Raw genomic sequence first — 11,640 nt, 5'->3', positions numbered from 1 at the left:
AGGCCATGACCCAGGCTGCCCTGCCCAGTACGGCCGTGGTGTTGCTGCACGGCCTGTGCAGCACACCCGACGAGTTGCTGAGCGTGAACGGCCCCTTGCGTCAGTTGGGCTGCAGTGTGGTTCCCTTGCAGATCGCAGGCTATTCCTTCGATGCCGAGCACCCCGAGGCACCGGCCCAGCGCTTTGAGCACTGGGTCCGGGCCGTGCACGCCTGCGTGCGCCATCAGCGCGAAAGCCACCAGCGCGTGGTGCTGGTCGGCATCTCGGCCGGGGCCGGCCTGGCCCTGAGTGCCGCCATGGACCCGGCCACCCCGGTGGACGGCCTGGTGCTGATGTCCACCACCCTGCGCTACGACGGCTGGGCCATTCCACCCTGGCATTTTCTGTTGCCGCTGGCGCTGTACACCCCGATCGGGCGGCTGTGGCAGTACAAGGAAAAGCCCCCCTATGGGGTCAAGAACGAACGCATCCGGGCCTGGATCGCGCGCGAGCTGGAGAACCGGCGGGTGTCACGTGCGGGCAGTGCCACCCTGGGCGTGAGCTACCTGCGCGAAAACGACCGGCTGCTGCGCCGCCTGCGCCGACATCTGGGCCAGGTCATCTGCCCCCACATCCTGGCTTTGCATGCCGAAGAAGACGAGGTTGCCAGCCCGGACAATCTGCGTCTGCTGGCAGTTGGACTATCATCCGCGCCTGTCTCACTCAAGACGGTTACCGTCAGAAACAGCTTTCACATGATCAGTATCGACAATGATCGGCAGCAAGTTGTTCGCGAAACCGTCGATTTCGTGCGCTCGCTGCCCGCGAGCTCTCCTGTGCCCCCGATCTGAGCTGCCAGCCGCCTCCAACATGACTCCCGATATCGACCAGACCATTGCCCAGATCCTGGTGGACAAGTTCCACATCGAAGCCGAACGGGTCAAGCCCGACGCGGCCCTCGAGGACCTGGGTCTGGACTCACTGGCCCTGATGGAATTCGTCTTCGCCATTGAAGACGCATTTCAGCTTCGCATTCCCGAAGAACGCCTGGACCCGCGCCAGGGTGGCATCACCCTGCAGCACCTGGCCGGCGTGATCCGCGAACACCTGGGCACCAGCCCTAAACCTGCAGGCGCATGAGCAGCACCGCAGCCCGCATCGGGGTAGCGGGCCTGGGGCTGATCAGCCCCCTGGGCCACACCCCGGAAGCCTTCCAGGCCAAAGTGATGGCCGGTGAGTCCGCGGTCGGCCCCTGGCTGCTCGACCTGCCGGGCATCGACCCGGTGATCCTGCCTCTGGCCCGCTGCGATTTCAACGACGGTGCGGTGCGCACCCCTTCACGGGTGCCGGCCGACCGTGGCACCTCGATGGCCCTGACGGCGGCCCAGTCGGCCTGGGCCGCCAGCGGGCTGGACATGGCGGGGCTCGATGCCGAGCGCGTCGGCCTGTACTGGGGCAGCGGCATGGCCGGTGCACACAGCTTCGACGCCAGTTGCCACACCTTGTACGGCGAGCACAAGCGCCTGCGCCCGACCACTGTGCTGAGCACCATGCCCAATGCCGCAGTGGCCGAGATCAGCCTGCAGCTCGGCATCCGCGGCCCCTCACTGACCTACGCCTGTGCCTGTGCCTCGTCGGCCGTGGCCATCGGCGAGGCCCTGCGTGCCCTGCGGGGCGGCTGGATCGATGTGGCGGTGGTGGGCGGCCATGAATCCATGCTCAGCCCCGGCGTGCTGGCCAGTTGGCAAGCCATGCGGGTCATGGCCCCGACCGGTCCTGAAGGCAGCCTGGCGGCCTCGGCCTGCCGCCCTTTCTCGGCCGACCGGCACGGGTTCGCCATGGGCGAAGGCGCTGCGGCCCTGGTGCTGGAAAGCCCGGCCCATGCCCTGGCCCGGGGTGCCCAGCACACGCTGTGCCTGTCAGGTTACGCCACCAACAGCGATGCCCGCCACATCAGCCAGCCCGATGCAGCCGGCCAGGTGCGCGCCATGCAGGCCGCCCTGCGTGATGCCGGCCTGCAGCCACAAGACATCGGCTACGTGAATGCCCACGGCACAGCCACCCAGGCCGGCGACCGTGCCGAGGCCGAATCGCTGCAAACGGTGTTCGGGGAACGAGGGGTGGCGGTCAGTTCCACCAAGGCCATTCATGGGCATCTGCTGGGGGCCGGTGGCGCCATGGAACTGGTGGTGGCGTTGCAAGCCCTGGCCACTGGCCAGGTGCCTCCCACCGCCCACCTCCACCAGGCTGACCCGGCCTTTGCACTGGACCTGGTCACCGGTGCAGCCCGCGCCGTGCCGGGCTTGCGCCACGCGATGTCGAATTCATTCGCCTTTGGCGGCACCAACGCCGTGCTGATTGCCAGCCTGGCTTGAAGAGTGCCGCGAACCGGCCCTGCGCGGGGCCGGTTCATGCCGGGTTCACATGCCCAGCAGATGGGGTTCGCCAGCCGACGAACCCAGGTAGCCGCCCCGGCGGCTGCTTTGGACCGCACTGGCGTGCTGATCGCTCAGGCGGAACTGGCGCACCACGCTGGCCAGGCGATCCGCCTGCTCACGCAGCGATTCGGCGGCGGCGGCCGACTGCTCGACCAGGGCCGCGTTCTGCTGGGTCATCTGATCGATCTGGTTCACGGACTGGTTCACATCGCCAATGCCGGTGGACTGCTCGGAGGCCGCGGCCGTGATCTCGCCGATGATGTCGCTCACGCGCTGCACGCCGGAAACGATCTCGTCCATGGCCGACCCCGCGTCTTCGACCAGCTTCACGCCGCCATCGACCGCGCTCACGCTGTTCTTGATCAAGCCCTTGATTTCGCTGGCGGCCTCGGCCGAGCGCTGGGCCAGGCCACGCACTTCGCTGGCCACCACGGCAAAGCCACGCCCCTGTTCCCCGGCACGGGCCGCTTCGACGGCTGCGTTCAGGGCCAGGATGTTGGTCTGGAAGGCGATGGTGTCGATCAGTCCGATGATGTCGTTGATCTTGCGGCTGGAGGCCGAGATCTCATGCATGCTGCTGATGGCCTGGCGCACCACCGAGCCGCCGCGCACCGCGGCGGTAGAAGCCGAACCCGAGAGCTGGTTGGCCAACTGGGCCGACGACGCCGTCTGCTGCACATTGCCCGTCAGGTTGCTGATGGACGACACCGTGGCCTGCACGTTGGATGCCGTCTGCTCGGTGCGGCCCGACAGATCCTGGTTGCCCGAGGCAATCTCATGGCTGGCAGTGGCAATGCTTTCGCTGGCGTCACGCACCTGCGACACCATGGAACCGAGCCCGGCCTGCATGTCGGCCAGGGCGTTCAGCAGATCGGTCACCTCGTCTTTGCCCTCGGCCTCGATGCGGCGCGACAGATCGCCCCCGGCAATGGCCTGCGCGGCCTGGCGGGCCACCTCCAGTGGGCGGCAGATCGAGTGCATGTTCAGCAGGGTCAGGGGCACCACCACGATCACCGTGATCACCACGGCTGCCGCAAACAGCAGTTGGGTCTGCTTGGACACCCGGGCCTGATCGGCCACGGCTTCATTGACCTGGGCCGTCAGGCTCTTTTCGATGGCGGCCACGGCCTTCTCAGCCTCGTCGTACTGGGCCACCGAGCGAGCGCTCATGCGGTTGGCAGTGGTCGCGGACTCATACCCGCCCGACTCCAGTTGATTGGCCACCGAGGCAAACTGATCTCGGTAGGCCACCAGCTTCTGGCCCACGGTTTCCAGTTCAGGCTTGTTGCCCATGGTTTCGCTGCTGGCCATGCGCTTGATCATCTGATCAGCCCGGCCCAGCGACTCCAGCCATTTGGCCCGCAGCTGCTTGACCTGCTCGGGCTTCTCGTACTGGATGATCATGTCCTTCTCGAACCGGCGGGTCTGCCCCAGTTCGGCGCGCAACTCCGCCAGATTGCCCATCGAGGCATAGGAGTGGGTCATGAAATCCTCACTCATGGTCTGGATGCGGAACATGCCCAGCATGCCGGCGCCGCCCAACAGACTCAAGAGTCCCAAGACCACCGCAATGGCACCGATCATCCGGAAGCGGATGGTGAACAAGCGCATCAGCGCAAACACATTCATACAAGAACCTCCGGGTGGCACTCAGAAATGACAGGCCTCACCTGTGAAATCTGGACAGGGCACAACGTGTGAAGAATTCCCCAGTTTGCCAGACTTTTACGTCTGAAACAGGTCCAGAACAACCCGAGCGACTTCAGGGTCTCCAGCGCTTGAGCAACAGGGCATTGGTCATCACGCTGACCGAGCTCAAGGCCATGGCAGCACCGGCCACCACCGGGCTGAGGAAGCCCAATGCCGCCAGGGGCAGGCCCGCCACGTTGTAGGCAAACGCCCAGAACAGGTTCTGCCAGATCTTGGCCACCGTGCGCCGTGACACCTCCAGCGCCTGGCCGACCAGGGCCACGTCGCCACGCATCAGCGTGATGCCGGCAGCGTGCATCGCCACATCGGTCCCGGTGCCCATGGCCATGCCCACATCGGCCGCGGCCAGAGCCGGGGCATCGTTGACGCCATCGCCCACCATCAGCACCGTGGCACCCGCCTGTTTCAGATCGCGGATGTGCGCCGCCTTGTCGGCCGGCAGCACCTCGGCCATCACCTCGTCCGGGCCCAGGCCCAGGCGTTGGCCCATGGCCAGCGCCGCGACCCGGTTGTCACCCGACAGCATCAGGATCCGCAGCCCACGATCGCGCAGCCCCGACAGGGCCTGGGCCGCGCCCGGTTTGGGTTCATCGGCAAAACCCAACAAGGCGCAGGCCTCCAGCCCCTCGGGCCGGCGGCGCATCAGCACCGACACCGTCGCGCCCTGGGCTTGCAAGGCGGCCAGCGGCGCCGGCAACCAGCCGGGGGCCAGTCCCAGTTCATTCATCCAGCGCAAGCTGCCCAGCAGCCATGCCTGGCCGGCCACCTCGCCCTGGCTGCCGCGCCCGACCACCGCCTGCACCGCGTTGGCCGCCTGCAACACCAGCCCACGCTGTTGGGCCTCGGCCAACACCGCCCGGGCCAGCGGGTGCTCGCTGCCGGCCTGCAGACTGGCCGCCGCCAGCAACAAGGGCGACGGCGCCAGGCCGGGTGCGGGCTCGAACGCCAGCAAGCGCGGCTGCCCCACGGTCAGGGTGCCGGTCTTGTCGAACACCACGGTGTCGACCCGGCGAGCCAATTCCAGCGCCTGGGCATCCTTGATGAGAATGCCATGGCGTGCCGCCACCCCGGTTCCGGCCATGATGGCCGCCGGTGTGGCCAGGCCCAGCGCACAGGGGCAGGCAATCACCAGCACCGCCACCGCATGGATCAGCGCCGGCTCCAAGGCCCCGGCATGCCACCACCAGGCCCCGAGGGTGATCAGGGCCAGGCCCAGCACCACCGGCACAAAAACGGCAGACACCTGGTCGGCCAGCCGCTGGATGGGCGGCTTGCCCGCCTGGGCGTCCTCCACCAGCCGGATGATGGCTGCCAGCACCGTCTCCTGACCCACGGCCGTCACCTGCATCAGCAATCGGCCTTCGCCATTGATCGAGCCGCCGGTCAGGACGGCGCCCAGCGCCTTGGGTACCGGCAAAGGCTCGCCGGTGAGCATGGATTCATCGACCTGGGACTCGCCCTCTTGCACCAGACCGTCCACGGGCAGGCGTTCGCCCGGTCGCACCACCAGCCGATCGCCTACCAGCACCTCACCCAAGGGCACGTCCACCTCGCCCTCGGCCGTCAACAAGTGGGCCTGATCGGGACGCAGGGCATGCAAGGCGCGGATCGCTGAGGTGGTCTGGCGTTTGGCGCGGGCCTCCAGCCACTTGCCCAGCAGAACCAAGGTGATCACCACGGCCGAGGCCTCGAAATACAGGTGGGGCATCTGATCGGGCGGCGTGTTCAGCCACAGCCAGATCGACAGGCCATAGCCCGCGGATGTGCCCAGCGACACCAGCAGGTCCATGTTGCCCGTGCCCGCTTTCAAGGCATGCCAGCCCGCCTTGTAGAAACGGGCGCCAAGACCGAACTGCACCGGCGTGGCCAACAGCCATTGCCACCAGGCCGGCAGCATCCAGTGCCGGCCCGCCAGGTCGCCCAACATGGGCACCACCAGGGGCAATGACAGCAGCAAACCCAAGGCCACCGGCCCGAAACCCGACCACGGCGACAGCTCGGCGGGATCTTCCAGGCCGGCCACCCGGGGCTCATAACCGGCGTCCCGCACCGAGCGACGCAACAGGGCTTCCGCCTGGGGGCTGGCCTGCACCACCACCCGGGCCGATTCGGTGGCCAGGTTCACGGTGGCCTGCTGGACACCAGGCACCTTGCGCAGCGCACGCTCAACCCGGCTCACGCAAGAGGCACAGGTCATGCCGCCAATGCCGATGTCCAGCGTGCAGACGTCGGTCGAAGCCGGCTCGGACCGGGGGGAAGCGTCAATCGAAGATGGAGAAGTCATGTTGACAAGCCTAAAGCCTCCCACCATGGCAAGGTCAATGAAAAAAAGAGCCGCCAAAATACACCGCAAGGCTTGACCTTCCCACGGTGGCAAGCTTGATCATCACCCCCACGGTCTGAATCCAGACCCCTTCAGGAGAAAGCTCATGGAACATCAATTTCAAGTGCAGGGCATGACCTGCGGCCATTGCGAACGCGCCGTCACCCAAGCCGTCAAGGCTGTCGACCCTCTGGCCCAGGTGCAGATCGACCGCCCAAGCGGTCAGGTCACGGTACAAAGCGAAAAACCTCGCGAACCCCTGGCCGCGGCCATCGCCGAGGAAGGCTACGCCGTCGCCGCATGACACCGAGCCCACAGCGCCGCCAAGACACCGGGCCCGTGCAGATCGGGGAAGCGGCTCGCCTGGCCGGGGTGTCGGCCAAGATGGTCCGTCACTACGAATCATTGGGCCTGCTCGCTGCCGTGCAACGCACCGACAGCGGTTACCGCCTGTATGGTCAGGCCGATGTGCATCGGCTGCGCTTCATCCGGCGCAGCCGCGAGCTGGGTTTTTCGATGGCCGAGATCGCCGAACTGCTGGGCCTGTGGGGCAATCAGGAACGCACCAGCGCCAGTGTCAAACGCATCGCCCAACACCATGTGGATGAGTTGTCGCGCCGCATCGCGGCCATGCAGGCCATGCAACGCTCGCTGCAACACCTGCTGCAGTGCTGCTCGGGTGACGAACGCCCGGAATGCCCGATCCTGGACGACCTGGCGGGCCTGCATGAGGCTGAAGCCAACCCCTGTGCGGGCTCGTGCCCATCGGTAGAACATTGACACAGATCATGTCGATGATACCCCGTGGGGTATCAAATTCAGTCTTCAACAACCCTTCTGGAGCTATTCATGACCAAGAACGTCGGCGGTATCGACCGCATCCTGCGCATTGCCGTGGGCGCCGTGCTGGTGGCCCTGGCAGCCACGGGCACCGTGGGGCTGTGGGGCTGGATCGGTGTTGTGCCGCTGGCCACCGGTCTGCTGGGCTGGTGCCCGCCTTACCAATTGCTGGGCTGGAACACCTGCGGCCTGCGCAAGGATTGAAGCGGTTTCAGCGCCACAGCGCATAGGCCACGCCAATGGCCGCCAACAGGCCCACGGCGTCGGCCACCAGGGCACACACCAGGGCATGGCGGGTGTGGCGGATGCCCACGCTGCCGAAATACACGGCCAGCACGTAGAACGTGGTTTCAGTCGATCCCTGGATGATGGCGGCCAGGCGTCCCACAAACGAATCCACGCCGTGGGTCTGCAACACGTCGACCATCAGCCCACGCGCCCCGGCACCTGAAAGCACCTTCATCAACCCCACCGGCAAGGCGGGCAGAAAAGCCGTGTCCCAACCCAGGGCCGACACGCCCTGGCCCAACCAGCCCATCAGGGCATCCATGCAGCCAGCCGCACGGAACGCCCCCACCGCCACCAGCATCGCCACCAGGTAGGGCACGATCTGCACCGCCACGCTGAAGCCTTCGCGGGCACCGTCGATGAAGGCCTCGTAGACCGGTACCCGGCGCCAGCTGCCCACCCCGAGAAACAGCATCACCAGCGCCACAATCAGAAAAGCCCCCACCGCCCCCGTGAGGCGAGAAGCCTGCTCGGCTGGCAGGCTGGCCAGGCCGGCCACCAACGCCAGCAGGCCAGCCACCGCCGCCAGCCCGGTCAGCCAGAAACGGGGCCGCCACCAGGCCATGCGCTGGGCCACCGCCACCGCCAGCACGCCGGCCAGCAAGGACGTGAGGGTGACCACCAAGGTGGGCAAGAAAATATCGGCGGCATTGAAGGACAGCAGGCCCTGCTTCAAGGCCACGCTCTGCCGGATGGCAATCACCGAGCTCGGGATCAGCGTCAGGCCGGCGGTGTTGAGCACCACGAACATCACCTGCGCATGGCTGGCCACCTCCGGCTGGGGGTTGAGCGTCTGCAACTCCCGCATGGCCTGCAAACCCAGCGGCGTGGCGGCATTGTCCAGACCCAGCAGGTTGGCCGACAGATTGAGCGTCATCGCCCCTTGCGCCGCATGCCCGGCCGGCACCTCCGGAAACAGACGTCGCAGCACCGGGCTGGCCAGCCGCGCCAGGCTGGCCACCATGCCGGCCTTTTCGCCGACACGCATCAGGCCCAGCCACAAGGTCATGATGCCGGCCAGGCCCAGCGACAACTCAAAGCCCGACCGGGCTGAATCGAACATGGCCCCGAGCAGGCCCGGAAAGGCCGCGGCATCCCCCCCCACCAGCCAACGCCACAGCGCAGCGGCAAAAGCCGCGCCGAACAGACCGACCCAGACAAAGTTCAAGGCCATGGCGAAATTTCAGTCAAATGTCAGCAAATATCAGCAGATTTCAGCCGAAGTCAGCGCACTCAGAAAGGCGGCGAATCGTCCTCGTCTGCCGAGGCTGCCGCCCCCGGGGCCACCGGCTGCGCGGCCTGGGCCTCCGCCGGGGCCAGGCTGGGTCGCTGGGCTTCGCCCCCCAGCGCATTGATCAGGTCGGGCAGCATCTGCACCAATTCACCGGTGGCGATGGCCACATCGGCGTCAAAACCACCGTCGTCGGCCGATTTACCCTCGAACACCACGTCCTGGAAACTGATTTTCTTGAGCTGCATGCCCTCGGTCAGCATGAAGGAGACCCGGTCATCCCAACTCAAGGCCAGCCGGGTGGGCAGCTTGCCCTGGGCGATGTGTTGCTTGACCTCGTCGTTGTCGAGCGGGTGGCGGGCGTAGCGCACCACCGACTTGGATTCATCTCCGGCCTTGAGCTCGCATTCCTGCTCAATGGCAAAGCCCGCCGGTGGCTCCTGGGTGGTCAGCCACTCGGCCATGGCGCTCACCGGGCTGATCTGGGTGTCGAGCAGGGCCACGGCAAAACCATCGAGCGACTTGACCAGAGCGGTCACCACCTCATCGGCCCGCCCCTGGCTGCCCGCTTCGATCATCAGCAGGCGCGCCGACTGATCGATCCAGACCAACACCGAGCCCTGCTTGGAAAAGGCCATCGGCAGCAGGCTGTGCTTGATCTCTTCCTTGAGTTCCTTGGTTTCCTTCTTGCCGGGCTTGCGGCCGGTGGTCTGCTCGATCTGCTGGGCCCGTTCCTTGGCCTTGCGATTGAGCACCGAGCCGGGCACGCTTTTCACCTCGATCATGAACTTCAGGATCCACTGCCCGCCCACCGACTCCAGCAAGGGGCCGTGGGCATCGCCACGGGGTTCGACCCAGCCGACGGATTTCTCCTGGCTGGCACCGCATTCCACGTAGCGCACCTTGTCGAGCGCCGCTTCCACCTCTTCCATGGAGGCCGTCCAGCCTTCACCCAGGCGGTAAACAATCAAATTCTTGAACACTGAAATCCCTTGAATCAAAAAGGCATCCGGGAACTGTGAATTTCGACAGGTCCCCACCCCTCCATTGTGAGGGCTGGCGGGGGCCTGCAGCTTTACTTAGTCTCACCGCCCACTCATGGCCGCGAAACAGCATCCCAGCAGACTGGGAACCCTGTTGATGTGCCCCCCGGCACGCCAGCTCCCCTGAAAGGAAAGCCATGAAATCACTGACCAAGATCGGATGGTCTGCCTACCTGCTGGTCGCCACGGCCTGCATCGGTCTGGCCCAGGCGGCCCCCACCACGGATGGGGTGACAAACACGCCCTCCCCACGCAGCATGCAGTTCAGCGACTCAGGCCACCATCGACCCGACCCGGCCCGCCGACTGGCCCGATTCGAACGCCACAGTGCCGAACTCAAGGCCCGGCTCAAATTGCGGGCCGATCAGGAAACCGCCTGGACGGCCTTCACCAACGCGATCAAACCGCCGGCCTCCCCACCCACCCGGCCTGACCGGGCCGAACTGGCCCAGCTCAGCACGCCTGAGCGCCTGGACCGACTGGAAACCCTGCACCAGCAGCGCGCTCAAAGCATGGGCCAGCGGCACCAGGCGACCAAGGCGCTTTATGCAGCACTCGATGCCGAACAGCAAAAAGTGTTTGATGCCGAAGCCCAGCGCCTGATGGCCCCCAGGTCAGGCCCAGAACACGGCATGCACCACCCCCATCACCCAGCCTGAGAAAAGGAGGCCAGCACAACACAGGACGCCAGACCCTTCCAAGATTGATCACGCGCAACCCCCCAGCACCGTCAGGTCCTGGGGGGTTTGTTTTTTGCATTATGAAATTTACGAGTCAAAATGCCGCGGAAAACCCTGGGGATAGCGCAAGAACAACTCGGGGTTTGTCCACAGCCGCCGCGCAGCGATCCCAGTTGTCCCCGGCCAAGCCCGAAATTCCCAGGCCTCGTCCCACAACGTTTGAAGTGTGACAAGTATTTGATTTAAATAGAAAAAAGTGACTTATCCACAGAAAAGTACCTTGCTTACTACTACTACTATTTAAATAAATTAAATACAAAGAAGAAGTCAGGGACACCCGCACGGGTCCATGGAAGACGCGTTTTTCTTGAATGGGGTGCTGTGGTGAGCAACGAATCGGGCGTCTGAAAAACAAGTTCAAAGGTCTTCGGCCACCCTGACCACACAGGCCGTCCGACCTGAACAGCCTTGATGACCCGGTTGTGCGCTGCCCAGAGCACCAGAAACCCCTGTACAAGCTCTTTTTTTCCAGGTCCGGCAGGGTGACCCCTTGCATCACAGGCCAGCCTTCGCCAACTCAGGCGCTCCAAAATCGTTGAAGCAGGGCTCAGGCCACAGCAGATGGGCAAAAAAGCCCTGTCGCGCGTCCCTTCAGCCAACGGCGTTGGTTGACTGTTGTTTTATTGATCAACGCTGTTCGAGCCCTCCAAAGAGGGTCTGCACGGGACAAGTTTGGGGATAAATCCAGAACAAGCCCCTGCTTGTCCACAGGCTGGCGCATCAAGCCAAAGTTGTTGATGAAAGTGAAACACCTTGAGAGCAGAGCTGCGCACAGGCTTCAATCATCTGCAAGTTATTGTCAAAGATAGAGAAAGATGAGTTATCCACAGACTAGGACGCCCCTTACTACTACTACTATTTCAATATATTGAATACAAAGAAGAAGTCAGGGACAACTGGGTGGCCCCAAATGTGATTGAAATGCGGGTCATAAATGATTTCCGCTCTTTTCCGTCGGTCTGGAATGTAAAAATTGCCCGTTTTGGCGCTTTGAACGCGTTTTTGTCGCCAGAATCACGGTTCGCTGCTGGGTCTGTGCCCTGGCAAA

General features: G+C 64.7%; 11 protein-coding genes. 7 read left to right on the top strand and 4 right to left on the bottom strand.

Annotated elements, in window-relative coordinates; translation table 11 throughout:
* Nucleotides 1-5: 5 nt before the first annotated feature.
* From AC3WUT_RS23410 to AC3WUT_RS23400, 3 genes are read left to right on the top strand one after another with little or no spacing between them, the layout of a single operon-like run.
* Nucleotides 6-830 (top strand): alpha/beta hydrolase, encoded by an 825-nt coding sequence (locus AC3WUT_RS23410; protein ID WP_492349479.1) that lies wholly within the window; start codon nucleotides 6-8, stop codon nucleotides 828-830.
* Between the two features lie 19 nt (nucleotides 831-849).
* Nucleotides 850-1,119 carry an acyl carrier protein gene (locus tag AC3WUT_RS23405; RefSeq protein WP_492349478.1) on the top strand — a complete coding sequence of 90 codons (270 nt, stop codon included), beginning with the start codon at nucleotides 850-852 and terminating at the stop codon, nucleotides 1,117-1,119.
* On the top strand, nucleotides 1,116-2,354 hold the full coding sequence (locus tag AC3WUT_RS23400) for a beta-ketoacyl-[acyl-carrier-protein] synthase family protein (protein WP_492349477.1): 1,239 nt from the start codon (nucleotides 1,116-1,118) through the stop codon (nucleotides 2,352-2,354). Before AC3WUT_RS23405 ends, AC3WUT_RS23400 begins: the two co-directional genes overlap by 4 nt.
* A gap of 45 nt (nucleotides 2,355-2,399) precedes the next feature.
* On the opposite strand, the gene AC3WUT_RS23395 is transcribed toward AC3WUT_RS23400, so the two are convergent.
* A complete protein-coding gene (locus AC3WUT_RS23395; protein ID WP_492349476.1) occupies nucleotides 2,400-4,046 on the bottom strand; it encodes a methyl-accepting chemotaxis protein in 1,647 nt (548 codons plus the stop codon).
* 133 nt (nucleotides 4,047-4,179) lie between these two features.
* The gene (locus tag AC3WUT_RS23390; RefSeq protein ID WP_492349475.1) at nucleotides 4,180-6,411 is read right to left on the bottom strand and encodes a heavy metal translocating P-type ATPase; all 2,232 of its coding nucleotides are present in this window, start codon (nucleotides 6,409-6,411) and stop codon (nucleotides 4,180-4,182) included.
* Nucleotides 6,412-6,556: 145 nt separating this feature from the next.
* Between AC3WUT_RS23390 and AC3WUT_RS23385 the strand changes: the two genes are divergently transcribed.
* The 3 genes from AC3WUT_RS23385 to AC3WUT_RS23375 all read left to right on the top strand — a co-directional run bounded on the left by AC3WUT_RS23385 (nucleotide 6,557) and on the right by AC3WUT_RS23375 (nucleotide 7,494).
* Nucleotides 6,557-6,754: a heavy-metal-associated domain-containing protein gene (locus tag AC3WUT_RS23385; RefSeq protein ID WP_492349474.1), complete on the top strand. Its 198-nt coding sequence runs from the start codon at nucleotides 6,557-6,559 to the stop codon at nucleotides 6,752-6,754.
* On the top strand, nucleotides 6,751-7,230 hold the full coding sequence (cueR, locus tag AC3WUT_RS23380; RefSeq protein ID WP_492349473.1) for a Cu(I)-responsive transcriptional regulator: 480 nt from the start codon (nucleotides 6,751-6,753) through the stop codon (nucleotides 7,228-7,230). Before AC3WUT_RS23385 ends, cueR begins: the two co-directional genes overlap by 4 nt.
* A gap of 69 nt (nucleotides 7,231-7,299) precedes the next feature.
* Nucleotides 7,300-7,494 carry a YgaP family membrane protein gene (locus AC3WUT_RS23375; protein WP_492349472.1) on the top strand — a complete coding sequence of 65 codons (195 nt, stop codon included), beginning with the start codon at nucleotides 7,300-7,302 and terminating at the stop codon, nucleotides 7,492-7,494.
* Nucleotides 7,495-7,501: 7 nt separating this feature from the next.
* On the opposite strand, the gene AC3WUT_RS23370 is transcribed toward AC3WUT_RS23375, so the two are convergent.
* Together AC3WUT_RS23370 and AC3WUT_RS23365 are read right to left on the bottom strand one after the other, a co-directional pair.
* Nucleotides 7,502-8,752 carry a nucleoside recognition domain-containing protein gene (locus AC3WUT_RS23370; RefSeq protein ID WP_492349471.1) on the bottom strand — a complete coding sequence of 417 codons (1,251 nt, stop codon included), beginning with the start codon at nucleotides 8,750-8,752 and terminating at the stop codon, nucleotides 7,502-7,504.
* Nucleotides 8,753-8,811: 59 nt separating this feature from the next.
* Nucleotides 8,812-9,792: a recombination-associated protein RdgC gene (locus tag AC3WUT_RS23365; protein ID WP_492349470.1), complete on the bottom strand. Its 981-nt coding sequence runs from the start codon at nucleotides 9,790-9,792 to the stop codon at nucleotides 8,812-8,814.
* A 197-nt stretch (nucleotides 9,793-9,989) separates the two neighbouring features.
* On the opposite strand from AC3WUT_RS23365, the gene AC3WUT_RS23360 reads away from it, so the two are divergent.
* Complete coding sequence (locus AC3WUT_RS23360) at nucleotides 9,990-10,511, top strand: Spy/CpxP family protein refolding chaperone (protein WP_492349469.1); 522 nt, start codon at nucleotides 9,990-9,992, stop codon at nucleotides 10,509-10,511.
* Nucleotides 10,512-11,640: the final 1,129 nt, after the last annotated feature.

The sequence above is a fragment of the Curvibacter sp. EU05-FHT14A10 genome (assembly GCF_058791075.1).
This window is presented reverse-complemented; position numbering and strand designations above follow the sequence as displayed.

Excerpts from the sequence above, each read along its gene's own strand:
- AC3WUT_RS23410 (WP_492349479.1), top strand. The coding sequence starts at position 6 with ATGACCCAGGCTGCCCTGCCCAGTACGGCCGTGGTGTTGCTGCACGGC.
- AC3WUT_RS23405 (WP_492349478.1), top strand. The coding sequence starts at position 850 with ATGACTCCCGATATCGACCAGACCATTGCCCAGATCCTGGTGGACAAG.
- AC3WUT_RS23400 (WP_492349477.1), top strand. The coding sequence starts at position 1,116 with ATGAGCAGCACCGCAGCCCGCATCGGGGTAGCGGGCCTGGGGCTGATC.
- AC3WUT_RS23395 (WP_492349476.1), bottom strand. The coding sequence starts at position 4,046 with ATGAATGTGTTTGCGCTGATGCGCTTGTTCACCATCCGCTTCCGGATG.
- AC3WUT_RS23390 (WP_492349475.1), bottom strand. The coding sequence starts at position 6,411 with ATGACTTCTCCATCTTCGATTGACGCTTCCCCCCGGTCCGAGCCGGCT.
- AC3WUT_RS23385 (WP_492349474.1), top strand. The coding sequence starts at position 6,557 with ATGGAACATCAATTTCAAGTGCAGGGCATGACCTGCGGCCATTGCGAA.
- cueR (WP_492349473.1), top strand. The coding sequence starts at position 6,751 with ATGACACCGAGCCCACAGCGCCGCCAAGACACCGGGCCCGTGCAGATC.
- AC3WUT_RS23375 (WP_492349472.1), top strand. The coding sequence starts at position 7,300 with ATGACCAAGAACGTCGGCGGTATCGACCGCATCCTGCGCATTGCCGTG.
- AC3WUT_RS23370 (WP_492349471.1), bottom strand. The coding sequence starts at position 8,752 with ATGGCCTTGAACTTTGTCTGGGTCGGTCTGTTCGGCGCGGCTTTTGCC.
- AC3WUT_RS23360 (WP_492349469.1), top strand. The coding sequence starts at position 9,990 with ATGAAATCACTGACCAAGATCGGATGGTCTGCCTACCTGCTGGTCGCC.